Genomic DNA, 19,502 nt, shown 5'->3' on the forward strand with positions numbered 1-19,502 from the left:
GCCGTACCGCCAAGCTCGAGGGCCAGCCCCTGCGGACCCGAAAGCAGCAGCGCGGCCAGGCTGACACCGGCAAGCAGGGCGGTGTGGCGGATGTTGCGGTGCATGGAAACGAGCTGGGCGGCTGGGCGGACGGACATGGGGCTCTCACGAGAACGGAGGAAACGCAGAGACCGGCATTGCCATTCTGGCACCGCGGTCCCTGCCTAGATCCTTCTCGAAGGCCGAGACCGAAAAAAATCTTCAACCATCCGGCTTCACCCCGAAGCCCGACAACAAGCTCGCCGCGCTTGATCAGCCGAGCAGAACGATACCACCAGGCAAGGACGTTACTGACGCCCCGAAAACCTGCTGTATCTGCGCGACGACGCCGTCGACATTTGCGATGTGGAACCGGGCGTTGAACAAGCGCCGCCCCAATGCCGCGCTGGTGATGATGATGGCACCGGATCGGTAGCGATTGATCTCGGCGACAGCCTCGTCGAGGGGCGTCGACTGGAACACCAGCATGCCATCCTTCCAGGCGGTCACGGCAACTGGATCCACCCTCTCCACGGCCCTCAAACCGTTCGGGGAATAGACAACCTGCTCGCCGGGCCGAAGCCGGACGGAACGATCGCCACAGGTGACATCGAGTGCGCCACCCACACAGGTCGTGGACACGATGCCGCGTTCATAGCGCATGTTGAAGACTGCATCGGTCGTGGCGACACGGCCCTCCCCGGCGATCACTTCCACGTTCATCCCGGGGCGCGTCGAGATCGTCGCCTCGCCACCAAGCAACTCCAAGCGTTCGGCACCGTCGGAAGATGGTCTCAGGGCTATGCTGCTGCGTGTGTTCAGTTCAACCGACGGACCTCCGGCAAGCACAAGACTGCGCTGTTCGCCCGGAGCCGTCCGATAGTCGGCGGCGAGTTCCGACAGCGACGGCCAGAGGCCAAGCGGCGGCTGCCCGGCGAGGTAGGCAGCCGCGGCGGCTGACGCGGCAAGCGCACCGCCAAGGAATGCGCGGCGGCCCACAAGCTTGTTTGACTTCGGAACATGAGCGCTCTGCCGACCGTTCAACAGGTCACTCGCCGGACCGATAGCTTCCCAGAGCCGGCAGGCGCGCGCGAATGCTTCTGTATGAACAGGGTCGCGCGCCGACCATTCCCTGAAAGCCTGCAGATCGGCGGCGGTGGCATTGCCACCCGTGAAGCGCGTCATCCAGTCATGCGCTTCGCGATCCACTGGCGTCAGGAAAACCGCCGGATTATCGGGAACATGCGTAGCCATCGTCTATCCACACCAAGCCCGGCGTGGCTGCTTGCCACCGGACATCAGATCGGGTCCTCTTCTGCCTTAGATCCTTCTGAAGGCTTGGGACCGAATCTCCTTATTACGTTTCGCTGCAGCCGTTGCGCACAATGGGCAAGCGCATGTTTCAATTCAATCTCGACCAGACGCTGCGAAATACCCAGGCTCTCGGCAATTGCCCACAATGGGATCGAGTTCAAACGCGAAGCCAACAGGATGTCGCGACGACGCGGTGTCAGTTCCGCCAATGCACGGGCAAGCGCCTCGACCTCGGAGCGTGCGATGGCGGCACGTTCGGGGTCGGGCGCATTGTCGACCAGGCCGACCGCCATCTTGGCGTCTGTCAGCGTAACAAAACGGTTCTCGGCACCCAGGCGTTTCAAGGCCACGTTCGAGGCCATCTGCAACAGATAATGCTTCGGACTGCGCACGTCCCCGGCCGGGGTTGCGTTGTCGATCCGCAGCCAGGTCTCGTGCAGCGCGTCGCTGGCGAGGTCGACAGACCCCAGGCGTCGGCTCAGCCGCGCACGCAGTTCCTCGTAACCAAGCAGAAAAGATCGACGGAGCGTTTCACGGTTGGAACTGCTCACGATCAGCGCGCCTTGCACATCTCAGCGCGCCGTCGTCGCAGGGTCGGCACATCCCGACGCCTCACCGTCAGCGCGGGCAAAGATGACCATTGTAATGGGTTGCGGCAACCCTGCTGGCGGTGGAGCGCCAATCGACACGCCATCCAGTGCCGCCGCGAACAGGTTTTCCAGCAGCCGATCACCCGGAGCATCGAGCAATTGCGCCCGCTGGACCAATCCGGAGGGCCCGATCCATAACCGAAGCAATACGTCTGTTTTGCCTGGGCGGGTTTGCGGACGCGCGCACAGGACCTGCGCCACACGCGCCTGGATCGCGCCGAAATACGACTGGTGGCTGGAATCAGCTATCCGCGACGGGGGCCGAGACGCGATGGTAAAGCTGTTGGGACCGGTCGCTCGCGCGACGAGACCACTGCCGACCAACAGTTCGCGCAGCGCCGCATCGGGCGCCAGATGCCCCTCGACAGCTTTTGAATGCCGGCCGATGGCCAATTCGCCATCGTAGAAAAGCTCAACACCTGATGTTGCGCTGTAGGCATCGAGCGCGGTCGCAAGCGGTTGGGCAGCTATCGCGAAATCGACACTCGCCTCCGTCTGCGCGAATGCCGCACAACTCAGCATCGTCAACCCTATTCCCATCACGAACGTATGACGCAAGGATCGGTCGGGTCCATTGATACCGAGGGTTCGCCAACCGAGATCACCGGCCTCGCCGAAGATGCTTCGAAGGGATGTCCAACCGCGACGGTTTCAGTTCGGTCCACTGCAAACTCGCCGCTACCACACATTTCACCACCTGCCCGTGCAGTTCAGGTGGCCGTTCTAGCTTCGATGAGGCCGGAGCGCCTGCCCTACCAAAATCCCGTGTCGGCGACACAGACAACGCTTTGGAGGCTAGCCACCCAAGATTACGATTTCACGACAAAGAGGCTCTTGTGCGAATCCTATGTTCGACGCTGCAGACGACCGCACAGCCACGTGCTCGCTTGCAATATCGGACTTTCCAGATCGGGCTGAATTTCCTTGAAGGCTGAAGGACGCGTGCTTGCGCATTTGGCAGTGAGGCCATAAAGCGAACAGAATAAAACGTTCCCCGTCAGATTTTCCTGGTTCGATGATGTCGAGATCGCACAGCGACCGCCTGAAAGCTGTTCTGCTCGCCGCATTTCTTGCGCTCGCCATCGGGCAGGCGGCGGCGCAGACTTCAAAGCCGCAGGAGCAGGCGCCCGCCATCAACCGGCAATTGACCGGTACGGCCTTCTATGTGGACGAGACGGGCCATATGCTGACGGCGCGCCACGCGGTGGAAAACTGCGCGCGTCTGATCATCACCAAGGAAAGTAGGCAGGTCGATGCACGCGTGGTCGCAGTGTCCGACCGATACGATATTGCCCTCATCAAGACCCGCAGGACGCTGGGGCTGGCGGCTGTGTTCCCACGCACCAGCGGGGCCAGCATCGAAGATATGATGTTCGCCGCAGGTTATGACGCATTGCCCGGCCTCCTGTCAGGCGGCGGCGTCCTCGCCAATGCCCGGGTAATCAGCTCGTTCGGCGGCAGCGAAATGGGACACCTCGTACTCGACTCGCCTGTCCGGTCCGGCGCCAGTGGCGCACCGGTGCTCGATCGCAACGGACTGGTGCAGGGCGTGGTCAGTCGCCGCACCATGATCAACCGGGTGCTGGCCGTGGGTGCTACGGAGGCCAGATCATTTCTCGCTAGGCAGGGCGTGCATGTGCGCCAGGATGACAGACCACAGATCGCAGCGAACGGCTCACGTGCCCACCGCGCCGCGTCGATATCGGCGCGTGTCACCTGTCTGCAAAGATAGTGCGGCAGGCTGAGCGTCTATCGCCATTGGCCAACTGAAAGCCGATTCCGACATGCTGTTCCGCCTCTTAACGTTTTCTCGCCGCGCTGCCTTGCTCCTGGCCTTCCTCGCATGCGGACTTGGCGCGATCGGGATTTCAGGCACTCAGGCGCAGAAGCTCGACTACCGCAAGCCGAACGCGGCGCCACCTTCCTGGATGCAGTTCGCTTCGCTGGTAAAGTTTCGTTTCGAGGAATGGGTTGCAAGCGACGACAGCATTGCCGCGCGGTTTCGAACCTACCTCAAGATCCACGCGGGCATGTCGGACGGACCGCCTGCGGCGCTGACGGTGCGGGCCTGGATCAATCCCGATGGCAGTGTGGAGCGGGTGTCGTTCACGGCGTTCAAGGATGAGGGGGCGACCAAGGACCTGCAGACCATTCTGACGCGCGGCAACATCGGCGAAGCCCCGCCCCCGGAGATGCTTCAGCCAGTTAACCTGCGCTTTTCGCTCAAGGCCAGGTGACGACGGCGTGCTGGCGGATGGCCCCTCGCTCCTCCCGTCATTTGCACGCGGGGCATGCGACTGGGATACGCCGGCTTGATCATTGGGGCCCGAACGGCGGGGTGAATACCGGTGGTGGCGGCCTGTAGGGAACGACGGAATTTCCGAAGTTCTTGCCGTATTGCTGCTGAACGCCCGGAATGCTGACCACGCCGAGCTTGATATCGGCGGAGCGCGCGTCGATGGGCGGCAAATTGGCGCTCGGGTTGATACGATCAACCTGCCGCCGGAGCTTTTCGTTGATGCAGTTGTAGGCGCGGTTTCCGCCAATCTCCACCTCGATGCATCGGTCCACCGACGTCTCATCCGGAGCATCGCCACCGATCACGATCCGTGGCAGCAACGTGCCCTGGGGATCTGCAAAAGCCGGTGTGGCCGGCACAATCATCACCAAGGAAACAAGCATCAGGCTGCGCATGACATCTCCCTGCGGCTGTCGTTCACGACCAATGGAGGGGCCTGCCGAAGATTTATCGTAGCTCATTTTTCGGATGGGCATCTGATCGTTTGATGACAAGCGTCGTTTCTTTGTGACCAGCTCTCCGCAAGCATGGCGCCTGAACAACCCGACGATCCGTTCCGCGCCACAGGGCCGAAGCCGGTGGCTCTTCCTCACCCATGACAGGATTGCTGTTCATCAGTTTGCCCAATCCGGTGTACCGGTCACGGCCGTGGAATCTCTTTCACCGTGATCTTGACGATGATCTGGTTGATCTTGCTGTTGAAGGCTTCCAGATCGGCGCTTCCGCTCGTACCGCCGATACATTTTCCACCACAACCACCTCCGCCTTTGCTCTTGCCCGCCAGCCGCCCAAAAGTTGCAACAGGAACCGTGCCCGTCACGGCATAGCCGCGTGCGCTCAGCCTTGTGCGGACTTTTACGCAGTAGTCGACCGACAGGTGCGAGAAGCGGCTCTCTCCGTGGCCGGCGCGGTATTTCATGACGGCCGTGCAGATGTCACTGCCGGCGAGTCGCCAGGCTTGCGCGAGATAGGAGACACCGTATCGGATATTGGTTTCGGGAACCGCGAGTTCCGTTAGGGAACCGGTAAAGCCCATCATTCTTGCGGTCGACGGGAGAACCTGCATGAGGCCGATCTCGCCATCTCCCCCGATCACACTCTCGACATAACCGCTTTCGGTATGGACGACCGCTTCGGCAATCGCTGAGGGAATTCCGGCCCGCTTGGCTTCTCGATCTATGATTGCGGCGATTTCGGCGCGTCTGGTAGATGGCGCGGCGATTGCGCGATCGTTGTTCGTAACATCGGAGAGCTTGGCGTCAGCTGGATCAGCAAAGGTAGCTGCGCTGTCAAAAAACAACGTCATAACGGCGGCTGCTATCGCCTTTCGTCCCTGCATGCTGCCAAAGCCGCGCATCAGCAGCCCTCTTTCCCAGCCGATTCAAACCTCGATTGACCAGCCAAAGCCTTGTCGGGATCGATGCCGGCAAGAAGTGCCGCGAGCGAGAGCTTCACGTAGAGCGGCGTCCACCCCTGACGCTTGCAGGCACGCAGCGCCCTCACCGAAAGATCAAGACGTTTCGAAAGCCCGGCTTCGTCGAGGCCCAGGTCGAGAGCAACACGGTCTATGACATGTTTCTTCATGGACGAAAGAAATCCGACTGTTGTGCAACCTGCGTTCGATGCCAGGGGCGCCGCGCCTGTTTCGGGCGACGGTGCGAACGGCCATTCTCGCTGGGCAGGATTGGCTGCACCGGCATTTTCCAACCTCCGCCCTCAGAGAGCGCGCTCAAGTGAGAACTTGATGCGAAGCGGCTGGAGCATGTCGGCCGGAGGCGATGCACCAACCTTCTGGCCGCCAAGGAGCGCCTGCAATTCGGCGGCAAGAGCAGCGTCGCCACCCTCCAGTTCGAGGCGTTCTATGACACCGTCCGGAGTGGCCCAGACCCTGGCCGTAAAAAGGTCGGGCTGGGCCTCCGCCTTGGCATTCTCTTCGAGACGACGCCGGAATTGCAGCGTCGCCTCGTCATCGGACGCGAGGCGTTCACGCAGGTGCGTCTGGAGCTTCGCGGCAAATTCCCGCCATTCGATCGGCGCAGCTTCGGATGATCGGTATGTTGGCGACTGCCCAGCGGCGGGCACCACTGCGGCTGCTGTCCCGCCAACAAGCCCCAGGGAGCCGGCAATTGCCCTGCCCCACCACCCGATGCGGGAAAGCCTTGTCGCTTCCCGGTTCTCAGTGGTGGCTTTCATCCTCGTCATCCTTCCTGTTCCACGGCGCATCGCACTATCGCCGACCGGTCGACGCTCGGTGGGCCTGCGCTACTCAAGCGTGCGGATCGCACCGTTTCCGGATCAATTGACCACGACCTCGGAAGCGTCGGGCGCCTCGGCCTTGCCGACATCCGCCACGTTCGATGCGGTATCGACGGTAGGGGCGATCTTGCTGACCTCCTCGCGAAGCCAGGGGATGAGTTGCTGGATGAGGCCATCCCACAGCACGATCTGATTGTGGATGTGGCTCGACATCACCCCGCCGGCGACCGACACGTCCATGCAGAAAACCAGGAAAGTACTGCCTGGCACGAAATCATCGAGGAAGAGGCGTCCGAACCTGTGCGACTTGTTCCAACGATTGAGAAGATCGAGTGGCAGCGTACCGCTTACCGCAAACAGCGCCACAAAGGTGACGTCTACAAATTGATGGGAAGCCGCAGCAGGGACATTGCCTGGACGGATGTCGAAGGGAAGTCCGTTCGTTGCCGATCGCAGGAAGCGAACCTCGCCGTCGCGTACGGTCTCGACACGAAGGCCGCATGCCTTGAGATGATCGCCCAGCGCATCGAGGGTCAGTCCGGTGACAAGATCGGTGTCTTCCTGCGAGGCGGAAGCGGCGCCGAATAGGTTCTTGGTGGCAGTGGACAGAACCTGGCTGGGCAAGTCTTCGCGCGCAGCGAGCTTGGGTTCGGCGTGATAGGTGGTTTCACTGGTGGACATGACGACCTCGGGTGCTTCGATCATTGTGGCTAGGTGATGTGGATAGGGGGGTGCGCAAGAGTTTGCGCCTGGCTTTGGCGGACGCATCGGCGGGAAGAAGCAACGAACCCGCTTCCACCGCCTTGATCATGTCGTACCCCTCGTTCTTCGACGCGCGAGACTGCGCCAATGCACGCAGACAGGCAGTGGCCAGGTCGGGGAGGATTTCCTCGCTCAGACGGTCGCAGACAGCGAGCCTTGCATGGCGCGCCTCCTTGGTGGCGAGATGGACGCCATCCTCGCGCCGAAGCAGGCCGCTGCGTCCGGCCGCGACCTCGCCGACTGCGGCCAGACGAATGACGACGACAGGGGCAGGCACCCGGCTGGATGCTGGCGGAGGCCGCAGTTCGGATATTGTCGTCGCGGCATCGGCAAGCAACATCAGGAGTGTGTGGAGGCTGGCGCGCGCCTCGTGACGCAGGAAGGCGGCGCTGATGTCGCCTTCCATAACGATGGTGATCTCCAGATTGATCAGCAGATCGCCGGACCGCGGCCGCAGTCTTCGGCGAACCACCCAGTGGCGGATTTCTCCGGGAATGTCGCCGCGAACGCTGATCTGGCAGGTCAATCCCAGGACACGGGCCGCCTTCGCCTCTTCGGGCTCGTCGCCGAACTGCAGCATCAGACTGCATCCGCTGGGTCTGACGCTGTGCTGCGAACTGGCTGGCATGCGCTGAACACCGTAGCCACTGCGATGCAGGCCCGTAAGGACCTCTTCGATCATGGAAACAGGCTTGGGTGCGTCGCGCATGATGCTAGTTTGCCGGTGCTGACGGGAAGACTTTGCTGAGCGCAAGTTCATTGATCGCTGGCGGGTTCTGCTCAAGAAGACGTGCCAGATACTCTCTCTTCAGCACCTCTTGCCTTTGCTCGCGCAGACGCTGAACGAGAAGCGGCTTTACCTCGTCGAGCGAGCGTGTCGTCGCGGCTTTCGTATCGACCAGTTTGATGATGTGCCAGCCGTCGTCGAGTTTGATCGGCTCGCTCAGGCCGTTCTTGGAAAGGCCCATCACGTGATCCTTGATTTCCGGACGGACCTGCGTTTCCGCGACCCAACCGATCTCGCCACCGCTCTCGGCTGTGTCGCGCTGATCGGAGAGCTCCTTTGCGATCGCCGCGAAATCCGCCTGCGCCGGTTTCAACCGTGACTGCACGTCTGCGAGCTTCTTCTTCGCCTGATCCGTCTTCGCTTTGTCGGCGTCCGGCTCGAGCGCGACGAAGATCTGTGCCAGGCGGAACTGGCGAGGCACGACGAATGCTGTTTTGTTGGCCTCATAGGCCTGCTGTACGTCCGCATCGGCAGGGTAGGATTCCGGCGGAACAGACACCGCCTGAAGATAGCTTTCGGCGACCGCGCTGTCGCGCAGACTCGCAAGTTGCGCAGCGACTGCGGGCTGATCGGCCCACTTCTTGTCGTTCGCTTCCTTCAGGACGAGCTGGCTGGCCAATAACAGGCGTATCGTCTGGCTTAGCGCCGCCGGATCGCGTGTGAGCGCGGCCTGCCGTTCCGGCCCCAGCCCAGCGAGAGAGGCGCGAACCTCTTCGATGGTGATGTCGCGTTCACCCACACGGGCGACGACATCGCCCCCAGATCCCGCCTTGGCGATCGCCGGAGCCACGGACTTCGGGCGCGCGGTCGTGGTATTGTTCTGGGCAAGAGCCAACCCGATCGAGCCGATCAGGAACCCACCGGCGGCAAGTGTCGCAAGGCGCCACGGATAGCGCCGCCTCTGCATTTCAGTAACTGGCCCACAGCTCACAGCTTCGGTCTTCATGAATGCCTCACTGATCGATCTTCTGGTTGAGGACCTTGTCGCCATAGTCCTGAAGCAGGTTTTGCACGCGAACACGTCCGATCCCTATCAGGGGTTCGCGTGCCACAAGTTTGTCGCCGAGCGTAACGTCCTCGTAGCGGCTGAGGAGGTCGCGTCCGACCTTCACCAATTCCTGATTCTTGCCGACGCAGGCATTGTTGCGTGCCTTCCAGCTTGCGGCCTCTGACTCGAACTTGGCGCGTTCTGCATCCTTGGTTCGAGCGACATCGGCCGCCTCCGCGTAGGCATCCTTCCACTTCCCGAGCGCTTCATTGCGCTCCTCGAGCCGATCGTTGAATTCGCGAACCGCGATCCGATAGTCCTTTTCGGCCTTCTTGGCCTGAGCCTTGGCCTCGGTGACCTCTTCCTTGAGCCCGTCGCGTTCGCCTGTCATCTGGCTCAACTGTGCCTGTATCGCCGTGCGCTGATCTTCCAGCGCACGGACCTGTGCGGTCGAGCTGCGTAAGGCTTCACGCAGCCGGTCGGTCTCCGATTGGTCCTGCGCGCCGACGCCGGACGTCATCATCGAGAATCCGACGGCAGCTATGACTGCCGCGGTACCCGCCGCGGCAAGTCCATTGCCAAGTGAAGCGAAGAGCCTGGGCATCGTCAGAACTTCGCGTTGACGTCGAACTGAAGCAGGTCGACGGCATAGGGAACACCGGCAATCGAGGTTGCGCTCATCCACTTCGCAGTTCCGGAAACGCTATCCGAAAAAGCGAGCGAGCCACCCAGGAAATAGCCTTTCAGATTGGTACCGCCGAGACCGAAATCGCTGTCGGCGAAAGCGTCCAGCGTGGCGTCGGATTCAAGATACTTGTAACCGAGATTGACACTCCATTTGCCGTACTCGTCCAGCTTCTGATGTCCGACGGTGACCTTGGTTGTCCAACCGATGTTGCCGCCTTCGAACTTTCCGGGCTTGCCCGGAGTGCCGGAGTAGTTGTTGACGTAGTTCTGCTCGATTTCAGCGCGGTTGAACGCGCTGTTCCAGACGAACTCGCCGTCGATCGCGACATGGATCGGGTCGAAATGATTGAGATCGACCCGGCCGGAAATGACGACCGGCCGGAAATCGCTCGCAAGTCCGAAATACTGAGGGTTGGCATAGGGATCAGAGCCGTTCCAGCCGGGCGGCGGAATGATGTCGCGCAGATACCCATATGTATTTCCCTTCTGCGCGAAAGACGGACGCAGATTGTCTGTGTCGCAGTTCTGCGAAATGGAGACATCGCATGGACTGGATTTTTTTCCCTGCACATTGGTGTAGTCGTAAATACCCGCACCCAGGGTCAGCCCGACTTGCGGCGTCGCCTGCCAGTTGAAGCCGATCTGACCGCCAAAGAGATATTTGTCGGTGCTCTTGAACTTTTCCTTCTCCGTCGTCGAGAAATCGAGGTCGGTGTTGAAGATCGGCATGGCGCCGGCCGCGAAGAAGGGCGTGAAACCGGGCGACACTTCGCGCTTGGCGTTGACCGCAAGACCGTCAAACCCGAGATCGCTGTCCCACACCAGATCCGTCGGCGACCAGAACGGGTTGTCAAAGCGACCGAAGGTCAGCGACACCGAATCCGGGGCGAAATCGGAATTGGGTCCGATATGAGGATTCTTGAACGGTTCGAACTTGATGAAGGCGCGATCGAGCCAGAGTGCATATTTCGAGAAGTTGCCTCCGCTCCTGCCAAGTGTCTGGTTCGTCGAGACCGGAGAAGAATCGGAACCTGTCGCGATCCGCAAGCCACCGATGAAGCCTTCGGCGAGATCCGCTTCCAGCCCTAGCCTGGCCCGCATGCGGTAGCGGTTGCGGCTCTCCGAGCCGTTGTAGGTCGGATATCCTTTCAGATTGGCAGCCGAAACATCGTAGGGGCTGCCGGTATTGATCGCATTGAAGTCGATCAGCTCGCCGGAGCTGTAGCCGCTTGGATACCACATCCCTTCCCATCTGCCCCGGATATCGCCGTAGATGCGGATACGCGAGGCCCATTCGGGGTACTTGCCTGGCGATGCCCAACCTTCGTCCTTGGCCTTGGCCATCACTTCCTGGCGGATTTCCTCCCGCAGCTCGCGCTTGACGATATCCGGCACGTAGGTGACCCGCTTGCTGCCGGGAGGCGAGGCTGCTGCGGCGGCCGCAGCGGCCGTCGCGGCCGCCTCCGTCGCTTTCGCATTCGCATCCCGCGCTGCCTGGCGGGCGACATAGGCTTCGTCATCCGCCTGCTTGATCAGGTTCTGCGCCTGCTCCTGCGTAATGACGCCCTGTTCGACAAGAATGTTCACGAGGGCAACGGTCGATCCGGCCGTCGCCGGCTTCTTTTTCGATACCGTGGGGCGCTCGCTATCCTGCGCAAAGGCTGGTCCGGCGATCGTCTGCATGCCGATGGCGAGTGCCAGCAGCGACACGGAGGCCAGCGGGGTCCGCAAGCCGTTCACAATAAAAGTTGAGATAGACATCTGTCCCCAGCCTCACACGTTACAATCAGCGTTGTTCGATTTTTCAGACTTGTTGGTCATGGCGGTTTTCAACCTGATCGCCGGGCAGTGATGCGGGTGACGATCGGCATAGGCATGTCGGAAGGCGGTGCGGAGGAAAGCTGCAGGCCGCCCAACGCACTTCCGCGAAGAAGAGCATCGATTTCGGCGTCTCCGCTCGACGAGACGAGCTGCACCCGCGTGATGCGTCCCGTGCCGTCGGCCCAAAGCCGGACACGAACCTGCATCACGGCATTCCTGGTCTTTGGATTGGCACGGATTGCAGCTTCGATCTCTCGCGTGACCATCACGGAGTAAGCGCCCCACCGGCTACCTCCACCACCACCGCCGCCGCCACCGGAACCTGGTGCGAAGGAAGAAGGCCCTGGACCAACTGGGAGGTCTGATCCGGGTCCGAGCGGCCCCTCCGCAGGTGGCGCATCGCTGGCCTCCTCCGGCGGAGCATCTTTCGGCTCTTCGACCTTGGCTTCTTCCTTGATTTCAGGCTCGACGATCGGGGTCTGTTCGATCATCTCCGGCTCCGGCTGCACCTCTTGCTCGGGTGGAGGTGGCGGAGGAGGCGGTGGCGGCGGCGGCGTTACGTTGACGATTGTGAACTCCTGCACGCGCTTTGGCGGGGGCAGGTCATCGCCGGACGCGAGAAAGAAAATGACGGCGGCCAGAAGGCCGACGGCTCCAACGCCGGCAATCGCGGCGGTCGCGTGTTCACGAAGAAAGCGTGCTGGTGAAGTCGCGCGTTCCTCTTGAGCCGGCGCGGGCAAAGGTGCGTCCGCGTCTCCGATCGGCTGTGCCTCGCGACTGGATATGCGCATGGGAGCCGTCATGATGCGACTTCCCTTTCAAGGACGTCGTCGAGGCGCGCGATAATGTAGTGACGCGCGAAACCGGCAATCGACGCTATGTCGCCGGCCTCGATCGTGATCCGGACGTCGAACACGTCTTCCGCGACAGCCCGATATCCGGTTCCGACGAACTCGATATAGGTCATGGAATCGACCCAGAGTCGTGGACGCTCCCCTTTCTCGATCCGCAACAAAAAGGGGGCATGATCAGAAAGACCGAGAGTGGCGAAGTGACACTTGAGGTCCCGGGCCAGGTCGGCCAATGGCGCATGAAACTGGCTGGGGAACGACACGATTGTCCCGGTGCCGGCATTGGGCTGAGCCGCCGCGCAAGCGGCTTCGCCGCGTCCGGCAGCCTCAGATCGTCGGCCAGCATCGGAGGGCTTCGACACGACCGAAAAGAGCGCGACCGGTCGGAGCAGCCTCAGCCATTCGCGAAGTTTCACGGAGAAGCTCCCGCGTGTAGCGTCTTGTTCGGATGTCGGGAGGAGAGCTAGGGCCATCGGCGCCCATCCTTCTTTCGAACGGATCGCGATGCCCCGCCCGACCATCGACTGCTGATTTGTCGGTGTCATCGCGGCCGCCCACTCATTTCGCTTGAGCTTTGGTCGCAAGGCCGACTTGTGTGATGTTCAGACGCCCAAGGAGATCGAGGACGTCCATGACGTTCTGATATTGCGTCTGGGCATCGCCCCGCAGGACGACGGGAAATTCCGGCGTCAGTGCTTTCTGCTGGATCAGGCGCTGCTCGAGCTCGCTGATCGTTACCGGGATCGTGTCGAGGAAGATCTTGCCGTCATTGCCGACGGTGATCGCCTTGGTGGTCTGCTGCGCCAGGCTTGGCGAGGCGGATGCCTTGGGCAGATTGACCTTCATGCCCTGCACCGTCGCGGTCGTCATGACGATGAAGATGATGAGGAGCACATACGCCAGATCGAGCATCGGCGTGACGTTGATGTCGTCGTAGGCCTTGTTGTCGGATTGGATCTGCATGCCCGTTACTCCGCAGCCAGTCGATGAACGACGGGATCGGGGCGATTGCTGCTGTAGACTTCGGCCATCTTCGTGGTGAATTCGTCGACGAAGACCTGCATGTCGCTGGTGAGGTCTTTGCTGCGCAGCGTCAGCCAGTTGTAGCCAAAAAGCGCCGGGATCGCGACGACGAGGCCGGCAACGGTCGCCATCAGGGCGCCGGCCACGCCGGGCGCGATTGCGTTGATGTTGACGTCGCCTGACATTGCGATGGCCGCAAAGGTGATCATGACGCCGATGACGGTTCCGAGAAGTCCGAGGAAAGGCCCGCCCGAGATCGAAATGGTCAGGATCACCATCAGCCGATTGAGGGCCTGGAGTTCGCGGACGAGAACCGCATCCAGGGCAGCCCGGATCGCAGCAATGGATTCTGCGCTCAGGACATGGCTTCCGCCCGTCGCATCATCCGGGAAGCGGCGACGGATTTCGTCGGCACCCACCTGGTAGATGCGATAGAGCGAGGAATGCTTACCTATGAACCGCTGGCTTTTCTCGCCTTTGCCGGAAGTACCGACATCGCGCTGGAGGAAGACGGTCAGATCGTTCTGAAGATCGCGGAAGGCTGGAAGGAACTTCGCGTTGGCTCGCTTCTGGCGCTTCAGGTAACCGTGCTTTTCGACCATCACGATCCAGCTGGCGATGGCCATGATCGCCAGGATACCGATAACGACCCAGCCGTCGAAGGTGACCGCCTTGATCAGCACACCGAAATAGCCTGAAAGCCAGCTCGCCGTTTCCTCGTCGACGCCGAAGATAATGAGCTTGGATGGGTCGGAGCCTTGGCTGGTAGCGGCCAGCATGACAAATCCGGCCGACCGGGCAGACTTCGCGATCGAAAATTCATCGAGATCGCCAGCAAATCCTGCCTTCGCGGGAATGACTGGCGCAGGAGCAACGGCAGGCGGCGCCACGACTTCACCGAGGCCTGTGGCAGCGGCCCCAGCCGCCCCGTCTGGCTGAGCTGCTGGCTCGACCGGCGCTACCGGATGCGGCGGCGCAGCGATGACCGTGTCGCCGCCCAACAATGCGGTACTGTTCAGCGCCGGCAAGGAAGCGTTCAGCGTCGCGTAGGGCCTGCCGTCGAGATAAAGCGTCATAAGGCCGGGCGTTGCCACCATCGCGACGTGATGCCAGCCACCAGGTGCAACCGGTGCCGACGCGGCGGTGCGCTGGATGACGCCGTTGACGGTGAGCTCGATGAACGGCGATCCGTCATCGATGCCGATGACAAGCCCATTGCGGCCGTCGCGGCGGCTGTAGATCGCCGCATCGCGCTGAAGAGCGCCTGGCTTGACCCACATCGCAACGGTCATTGCACTGTTGTCCGCAACGGCGAGCGATGGAGACGCCGGAAGGGTGAGTGGCGTCTGCCCATCCAGACGCAACCCTGTTCCGATCAGCGCGCCATCGGAAGGCTGACCGACGCTCTGCGCCCCGTTTGCCCAGCTCGATGAATCCTGGGCCGGCACACCGCGCTCTGCGAAATGGTAGACAAGCGAGGTTTCCGGATCGTAGGTCGCCTTGGAACCATCGACCGCGATCGCTTTCTCGCTGCCATAGTACAGCCAGATATTGGCCTTCGCGCCCGGCTGCACATTCGGAACGTTGACCCAGATCAGCGCTTCGCCGAGGAGCGAGTCGAACTTCTCGATGTGGTGCTTGAGCGGCGTCTTGTCGTCTTCGGCGACAAAGCGCAGATCGCTGCCGTCGGCCTTGGCCGAGGAGAACCGGAAATTTCCGACGTGAAGTCTTACCAGGATTGGCGTGGTGCCGATTGAATCGGTGATGTTGGCGCCCGCCGAACTGGTGTCGATGCCGATCTGCCGGCGCATCGACCATTCGTCGTTCCACCAGGCATTGGCCGAGCTGGTGAATGCCACGGTTGCCACCGCGAGCATCAACGCGAACCGGCTCGCCCGCGAGACGGATGCCCGGACAATATCCCTGGTACTGGGTCGCGCGGAGGGAGCCATCGCTGTCTTGCCTTTCATGATCAAAATTCCCCGCTGAGACTGAAGTGCACGCGCGGGTCGTTTTTCTTGGTGTAGCTCTGGTCGGCCAAGGGCACGGCGACGGCGACCATTCCGCTCATGTGTTCGTTGAACAGCTTGAAACGCGTGCCTATGCCGTAGCTCCACAGGCCGAAGGTCGATTCCTGGTCGGGAAGCGGCTTGTGGATTGTGGCGACGCCACCGTCTATGAAGCCGAAGAAGCGCCAATCCTTGAAGATTGTGACGTCCGGCGTCCCCTTGTGAGCCGCATTGATCTTGGTCTGAAGCCAGTCGCCAATGTTGGGACTGCGCAGTTCGAGCGTGCCGACCAGCCCATTGTCGCCGATTGCTTCGGATTCGTAGTAGCCGCGAACGGTATCGAGGCCGCCGAGGCTGAACTGCTCGCTTGAAACGAGAGGACCGTCGGCTACCTGTGCCTTGGCGCTGCCGAAGAGCTCGAAGCCGTGCTTCAGCTCGCGTGTGTGAGCAATATCGGCATTGAGATGGATAAAGCTGGAGTTCGCGTAACCGCGCTTGGCGTCGAATTCCTCAAAGCCGCTCCCCGGCCCACGAAGATTGAATGTAAGACCCAGGTTGAACTGGGTTAGCGCCTTCTCCTGCTGCCATGTTCCGCCATAGCTGGCGGTGAGCGGGTAGTAGGTGATCGGGGAGTCAAATGAATCCTTGCCGAGCTGGACGGTCTGTCCGAAATGCTTGTAGTCCATGCCGAAGGACAGCGAATGGAAATAGTTGTCCTGGGCTGGTAGGGTCATGACGGCACGAGCGCCGAACACCTGACCGGGACCGACTATGTTCATCCCGCCCACGGTGGCGAGATCGCTGCGCGATTTGACGCCATAGACGAGAAGACTGGTCCAGTCGGTCAGCCGAGCGAGATATGACCCCGAAATCACCTGCGCGTCATCCGGGCGCTGAGGGGCGATCTGATAGCTCAGGCTTATCGAATGGCCGAGTTGCCAGAGATTGTCGTATTTCAGTGTTGTGTTGAGGCGCGTTGCAGTCGTGTTCGCCGACTGCCGGTTGCTGAGTTCGACGCTGCCATGAAACGGCAGCTTGTCCTCGACAGTCAGATCGACGTCGACCGTGCCCGGCGTGACGCCGGCTCGCAACGCGGGCGTCACCCTGCGACCTGGCCATTGGTTGAGGGCGACGAGATCCTTCGTGACTTCGTCGAAGTTTGGAACCACCCCCTCTTTCAGCGAGGGCACCTTGTTCTTGATCTTCTCGGTATCGAAGTAGCGGGAATTGGCAACGCGCAGACGCCCCACCTTGCCTTCGGTGACCTTGAGCACGACGACGCGGTTGGCGACGTTTTGCTGCGGGATGGAGACGTTTACTGTTTGGTAACCACGATCGTGATAACTTTTTTCCAGTGAAGCGCGCGCCTTCTCGACATCTTCAGCGGTGCGGCCTGGGCCGAGGAACGGGTAGACTGCTTCTTCGATGGTGATCTGCGGGAGTGTGTCTGCACCATCGACACGAAATTCGTCGATGTCGAAATTGCTTGGCACGGCAGGATCGGCTGCAGGCGCATCGGCGACCTTCTGCTCCGCGGGTGCAGGCCCCTCAGATTTCGCTTCTTGCGCATTGGCTATGGGTGAGACCGCGGCAGCGATCACCCCGACAACCATAGCAGCGGCAAGCCGCGACCCATGCCGTGACGGGAGTTCCCGCTCACGCGCCTCATAATCCACCCTAGCCACAGATGCCTCTCTTCGCCCCGACAACAGACGCCCGGTGCCGGCTAACATCCGCCAACAGGTCGCTATGTTCAGAAGACACGCGGGCGCGCACCGACCCGCCAAAAAAAATCAGAAAAATTCGAAGGCGGCCAACTCGTGTCGTGATCGCGGCGCCGTTTGACGTGCGAGGCCGCCGATCCAATCGGGCTCGCGGCAACCGTGGCGGCTCACGAATCTTCAGGAACCTGGCCGCGGCGCGAAAGTTGAAGTGATTATCGAAAATGCGATCGTGGAACAAAAATGATGAGGCACGTTGCGCCTGAAAATCCACAGCGGACCAAGGTCGCCAGGCAATTGTTGAGCCGGCTTTTGAAAAAAAGGGAAATGGCGCCGAGGCACATGGTCCCCGACAAGTTGCGGTCCCGAGATGCGGCCAAACGGCAGATCATGCCAGAGGTCGAAAATTCGCAAATGCCATTTCGAAACCGGGAACGAACACAACAAGGTTTCCGGTTGATCGCATCGCCACAGCAGTTCGCGGCCCTGACGCATCGTTTCTGTGACAAACCCGCGGTCCGGCTTGTCACATAAGTGTGACATTCACGCGCCAAAGACAAACTGTCCTGGATTTTGCGCGGAACTTGGTCGGCGCGAACCAGCCTGCATGGTCCGCTCCTGCGGCATCTCGGACAGAGGTCTTCTTCACAAAATGACGCAGCACCGACAACGAAGAGCTAAGCGTTGCCGCTCCGGTCGGCACACTGGCTATCGTGTCAGGGGACCAGAGCGTATGTTGCTCGGCTTCATCACAGGGCTTGCCTTTGTGATCACGGCCGGCGCCCAGGACCATCCTGTTTCTCCGACGGTCATGTTTGATATTCCCAAGCAATCGCTGGTCACAGCCCTTCAGGCCTACAGCGCGGCCAGCGGTGTTGCTGTTCTTTATGAGAGTGGTGTCGAGACCGGCCAGTATTCCGCCCCTGTTCGCGGCGATCTCACCCGCGAGGCGGCGCTCAGAGAGCTTCTCGGCAACACGAACATCATCGTGCGCTACGCGCGCTCCGACGCAGTGACGTTGGCAGACCCAGCCTCCTTCGATCCCGACGCGCCTCCTGAAAGCCTTCGTGGCGCGGCAGATATGGCGCTGGACGTGCTCCATGTAGCATCGGCCAAACGACAGCCGGCCCCAACCAGCAAGGCGCTCTCCGACTATATTGCCGCGATCCAACAGGAAGTTCAGGTCGCACTGAAGCAAAAAACGGAAACCCGACAGGGCAGCTATCGCGTGGGCGTCGATCTGTGGGTGGATCCGTCCCGCAGCGTCACACGGGCTGATGTCTTCCGCTCCACGGGGGATGGCACTCGCGACGATGCAATCATGCGCGCTCTTGAGGGGCTTACCATTCGAAGCACCGCACCCGCCGATACGCCTCAGCCCGTGCGTGTCATGATCGTCGTCAGGTCAATGTGAAAGCAGAGATCTTGGACGAAGACCAATTCACCACACCAGTCATCAGGAGGGCGCCCTCGGCGCACGGAAGGCACCTCGCGCCACCAACCTTCGATACCCGCTGGTTGTGGGGTGTCGTGATCGTTGTGCCGTTTTTTCTGGGTGCGGGAGTCTTTTGGTTGCGTCATCAACCCGTCGGTCCACAAGCGCAATCGATGGTCAATGCCGTCGAGGTTCAACTCGTTCGCGATGCCTCCCTGGAAGCCCCGCGCCTAATCGCGCCCTCTCAGCCGACGACGAACAAGGGCGTGAACGACAACCTGCTCGATAGTCCCCACCGGCCCATTCCTGAGGAGAGGACAGAAAGCGAGGCTGCATCGGCGGATAGCGCACCAACGACCGCGCTCACTCGCGGCAGCGTCACCGCGATCGCGAAGCCGAGGCCTGTTGCGAGCGGAAAAACCTGGGAATTCCAACGGAAGCTCTACGCGCATATCGCGCGATACCGCACCCCCTCAGCCCTCTCCAGCCACCACGGCGTTGCCCAGGTGATGTTCTCGATGCGTCGCGACGGCACCGTCATAGATGTTTGGGTGGCGCGCAGTTCGGGGCATCTGGCGCTCGACGAAGCTGCTGCTGAAACGATCCGGCGAGCACAGCCACTGCCCCATATTCCTGCGGACATGCCGGCTCGTATCACGGTCAAGATTCCGATTTCGTTTGATCCGGCATGAGCGGTCTCGGCAACGGATGTCGGCGAAAATGTGTCCAGCAGGTGATGAGATCTTGGAGAAGTGCACCGCACAGTCACGCCGTTGTCATGCCGGCCGGTTACGGAGCCCCAAAACGATTTCAACTGGTTCGAGTTGAAACGAGGCTCTTCGTGAGCAGGGTGCGTGGGGTAGAGTGTTGGGCGCGTCTAA

General features: G+C 61.2%; 21 protein-coding genes. 4 read left to right on the forward strand and 17 right to left on the reverse strand.

Annotation, left to right across the window (positions count from 1 at the left end; translation table 11 throughout):
- Positions 1-291 precede the first annotated feature (291 nt).
- The 3 genes from AC3WTO_RS27500 to AC3WTO_RS27510 are packed head-to-tail and all read right to left on the reverse strand — an operon-like array spanning position 292 to position 2,510.
- Positions 292-1,272, reverse strand: coding sequence for a FecR family protein (locus AC3WTO_RS27500; protein WP_492464302.1), 981 nt, complete (start codon positions 1,270-1,272; stop codon positions 292-294).
- 44 nt (positions 1,273-1,316) lie between these two features.
- On the reverse strand, positions 1,317-1,901 hold the full coding sequence (locus AC3WTO_RS27505) for an RNA polymerase sigma factor (protein WP_492464301.1): 585 nt from the start codon (positions 1,899-1,901) through the stop codon (positions 1,317-1,319).
- A gap of 3 nt (positions 1,902-1,904) precedes the next feature.
- Positions 1,905-2,510 carry a secretin and TonB N-terminal domain-containing protein gene (locus tag AC3WTO_RS27510; RefSeq protein WP_492464300.1) on the reverse strand — a complete coding sequence of 202 codons (606 nt, stop codon included), beginning with the start codon at positions 2,508-2,510 and terminating at the stop codon, positions 1,905-1,907.
- A gap of 490 nt (positions 2,511-3,000) precedes the next feature.
- Between AC3WTO_RS27510 and AC3WTO_RS27515 the strand changes: the two genes are divergently transcribed.
- Both AC3WTO_RS27515 and AC3WTO_RS27520 read left to right on the forward strand, forming a co-directional pair.
- A complete protein-coding gene (locus AC3WTO_RS27515) occupies positions 3,001-3,714 on the forward strand; it encodes a S1 family peptidase (RefSeq protein ID WP_492464299.1) in 714 nt (237 codons plus the stop codon).
- Positions 3,715-3,766: 52 nt separating this feature from the next.
- Entirely contained in the window at positions 3,767-4,219 is a 453-nt protein-coding gene (locus tag AC3WTO_RS27520) for a hypothetical protein (protein ID WP_492464298.1), read from the forward strand.
- 79 nt (positions 4,220-4,298) lie between these two features.
- On the opposite strand, the gene AC3WTO_RS27525 is transcribed toward AC3WTO_RS27520, so the two are convergent.
- The 14 genes from AC3WTO_RS27525 to AC3WTO_RS27590 all read right to left on the reverse strand — a co-directional run bounded on the left by AC3WTO_RS27525 (position 4,299) and on the right by AC3WTO_RS27590 (position 17,078).
- Positions 4,299-4,676, reverse strand: a complete 378-nt coding sequence (locus AC3WTO_RS27525; protein WP_492464297.1) for a hypothetical protein — start codon at positions 4,674-4,676, stop codon at positions 4,299-4,301.
- Between the two features lie 245 nt (positions 4,677-4,921).
- Positions 4,922-5,638, reverse strand: a complete 717-nt coding sequence (locus tag AC3WTO_RS27530) for a lytic transglycosylase domain-containing protein (protein WP_492464296.1) — start codon at positions 5,636-5,638, stop codon at positions 4,922-4,924.
- Positions 5,638-5,865: a hypothetical protein gene (locus tag AC3WTO_RS27535; protein WP_492464295.1), complete on the reverse strand. Its 228-nt coding sequence runs from the start codon at positions 5,863-5,865 to the stop codon at positions 5,638-5,640. Before AC3WTO_RS27535 ends, AC3WTO_RS27530 begins: the two co-directional genes overlap by 1 nt.
- 132 nt (positions 5,866-5,997) lie before the next feature.
- Positions 5,998-6,474: a hypothetical protein gene (locus tag AC3WTO_RS27540; protein ID WP_492464294.1), complete on the reverse strand. Its 477-nt coding sequence runs from the start codon at positions 6,472-6,474 to the stop codon at positions 5,998-6,000.
- A 102-nt stretch (positions 6,475-6,576) separates the two neighbouring features.
- Complete coding sequence (locus tag AC3WTO_RS27545; RefSeq protein WP_492464293.1) at positions 6,577-7,218, reverse strand: YbjN domain-containing protein; 642 nt, start codon at positions 7,216-7,218, stop codon at positions 6,577-6,579.
- Positions 7,205-8,008: a hypothetical protein gene (locus AC3WTO_RS27550; RefSeq protein ID WP_492464292.1), complete on the reverse strand. Its 804-nt coding sequence runs from the start codon at positions 8,006-8,008 to the stop codon at positions 7,205-7,207. Before AC3WTO_RS27550 ends, AC3WTO_RS27545 begins: the two co-directional genes overlap by 14 nt.
- Before the next feature lie 4 nt (positions 8,009-8,012).
- Positions 8,013-8,825, reverse strand: coding sequence for a peptidylprolyl isomerase (locus AC3WTO_RS27555; protein WP_492464291.1), 813 nt, complete (start codon positions 8,823-8,825; stop codon positions 8,013-8,015).
- Between the two features lie 214 nt (positions 8,826-9,039).
- Positions 9,040-9,678, reverse strand: coding sequence for a hypothetical protein (locus AC3WTO_RS27560; protein ID WP_492464290.1), 639 nt, complete (start codon positions 9,676-9,678; stop codon positions 9,040-9,042).
- Between the two features lie 2 nt (positions 9,679-9,680).
- Positions 9,681-11,522 carry a putative porin gene (locus AC3WTO_RS27565; protein WP_492464289.1) on the reverse strand — a complete coding sequence of 614 codons (1,842 nt, stop codon included), beginning with the start codon at positions 11,520-11,522 and terminating at the stop codon, positions 9,681-9,683.
- Between the two features lie 68 nt (positions 11,523-11,590).
- Positions 11,591-12,073: a TonB C-terminal domain-containing protein gene (locus AC3WTO_RS27570; protein ID WP_492464288.1), complete on the reverse strand. Its 483-nt coding sequence runs from the start codon at positions 12,071-12,073 to the stop codon at positions 11,591-11,593.
- A gap of 308 nt (positions 12,074-12,381) precedes the next feature.
- A complete protein-coding gene (locus AC3WTO_RS27575; protein WP_492464287.1) occupies positions 12,382-12,849 on the reverse strand; it encodes a hypothetical protein in 468 nt (155 codons plus the stop codon).
- Positions 12,850-12,991: 142 nt separating this feature from the next.
- Positions 12,992-13,396, reverse strand: coding sequence for an ExbD/TolR family protein (locus tag AC3WTO_RS27580; protein ID WP_492464286.1), 405 nt, complete (start codon positions 13,394-13,396; stop codon positions 12,992-12,994).
- Positions 13,397-13,401: 5 nt separating this feature from the next.
- On the reverse strand, positions 13,402-15,426 hold the full coding sequence (locus AC3WTO_RS27585) for a DUF2341 domain-containing protein (RefSeq protein ID WP_492464285.1): 2,025 nt from the start codon (positions 15,424-15,426) through the stop codon (positions 13,402-13,404).
- Between the two features lie 2 nt (positions 15,427-15,428).
- Positions 15,429-17,078: a ShlB/FhaC/HecB family hemolysin secretion/activation protein gene (locus AC3WTO_RS27590; protein ID WP_492464313.1), complete on the reverse strand. Its 1,650-nt coding sequence runs from the start codon at positions 17,076-17,078 to the stop codon at positions 15,429-15,431.
- An 841-nt stretch (positions 17,079-17,919) separates the two neighbouring features.
- Here AC3WTO_RS27590 and AC3WTO_RS27595 point away from each other — a divergent pair.
- Both AC3WTO_RS27595 and AC3WTO_RS27600 read left to right on the forward strand, forming a co-directional pair.
- The gene (locus AC3WTO_RS27595; RefSeq protein ID WP_492464284.1) at positions 17,920-18,600 is read left to right on the forward strand and encodes an STN domain-containing protein; all 681 of its coding nucleotides are present in this window, start codon (positions 17,920-17,922) and stop codon (positions 18,598-18,600) included.
- 11 nt (positions 18,601-18,611) lie between these two features.
- Entirely contained in the window at positions 18,612-19,313 is a 702-nt protein-coding gene (locus AC3WTO_RS27600; protein WP_492464283.1) for an energy transducer TonB family protein, read from the forward strand.
- The last annotated feature ends 189 nt before the right edge of the window (positions 19,314-19,502 follow it).

The sequence above is a fragment of the Mesorhizobium sp. EU05-FHT14A09 genome, assembly GCF_058790995.1.

Excerpts from the sequence above, each read along its gene's own strand:
- AC3WTO_RS27500 (WP_492464302.1), bottom strand. The coding sequence starts at position 1,272 with ATGGCTACGCATGTTCCCGATAATCCGGCGGTTTTCCTGACGCCAGTG.
- AC3WTO_RS27515 (WP_492464299.1), top strand. The coding sequence starts at position 3,001 with ATGTCGAGATCGCACAGCGACCGCCTGAAAGCTGTTCTGCTCGCCGCA.
- AC3WTO_RS27520 (WP_492464298.1), top strand. The coding sequence starts at position 3,767 with ATGCTGTTCCGCCTCTTAACGTTTTCTCGCCGCGCTGCCTTGCTCCTG.
- AC3WTO_RS27525 (WP_492464297.1), bottom strand. The coding sequence starts at position 4,676 with ATGCGCAGCCTGATGCTTGTTTCCTTGGTGATGATTGTGCCGGCCACA.
- AC3WTO_RS27530 (WP_492464296.1), bottom strand. The coding sequence starts at position 5,638 with ATGCGCGGCTTTGGCAGCATGCAGGGACGAAAGGCGATAGCAGCCGCC.
- AC3WTO_RS27535 (WP_492464295.1), bottom strand. The coding sequence starts at position 5,865 with ATGAAGAAACATGTCATAGACCGTGTTGCTCTCGACCTGGGCCTCGAC.
- AC3WTO_RS27540 (WP_492464294.1), bottom strand. The coding sequence starts at position 6,474 with ATGAAAGCCACCACTGAGAACCGGGAAGCGACAAGGCTTTCCCGCATC.
- AC3WTO_RS27545 (WP_492464293.1), bottom strand. The coding sequence starts at position 7,218 with ATGTCCACCAGTGAAACCACCTATCACGCCGAACCCAAGCTCGCTGCG.
- AC3WTO_RS27550 (WP_492464292.1), bottom strand. The coding sequence starts at position 8,008 with ATGCGCGACGCACCCAAGCCTGTTTCCATGATCGAAGAGGTCCTTACG.
- AC3WTO_RS27560 (WP_492464290.1), bottom strand. The coding sequence starts at position 9,678 with ATGCCCAGGCTCTTCGCTTCACTTGGCAATGGACTTGCCGCGGCGGGT.
- AC3WTO_RS27565 (WP_492464289.1), bottom strand. The coding sequence starts at position 11,522 with ATGTCTATCTCAACTTTTATTGTGAACGGCTTGCGGACCCCGCTGGCC.
- AC3WTO_RS27570 (WP_492464288.1), bottom strand. The coding sequence starts at position 12,073 with ATGATCGAACAGACCCCGATCGTCGAGCCTGAAATCAAGGAAGAAGCC.
- AC3WTO_RS27580 (WP_492464286.1), bottom strand. The coding sequence starts at position 13,396 with ATGCAGATCCAATCCGACAACAAGGCCTACGACGACATCAACGTCACG.
- AC3WTO_RS27585 (WP_492464285.1), bottom strand. The coding sequence starts at position 15,426 with ATGAAAGGCAAGACAGCGATGGCTCCCTCCGCGCGACCCAGTACCAGG.
- AC3WTO_RS27590 (WP_492464313.1), bottom strand. The coding sequence starts at position 17,078 with ATGGTTGTCGGGGTGATCGCTGCCGCGGTCTCACCCATAGCCAATGCG.
- AC3WTO_RS27595 (WP_492464284.1), top strand. The coding sequence starts at position 17,920 with ATGTTGCTCGGCTTCATCACAGGGCTTGCCTTTGTGATCACGGCCGGC.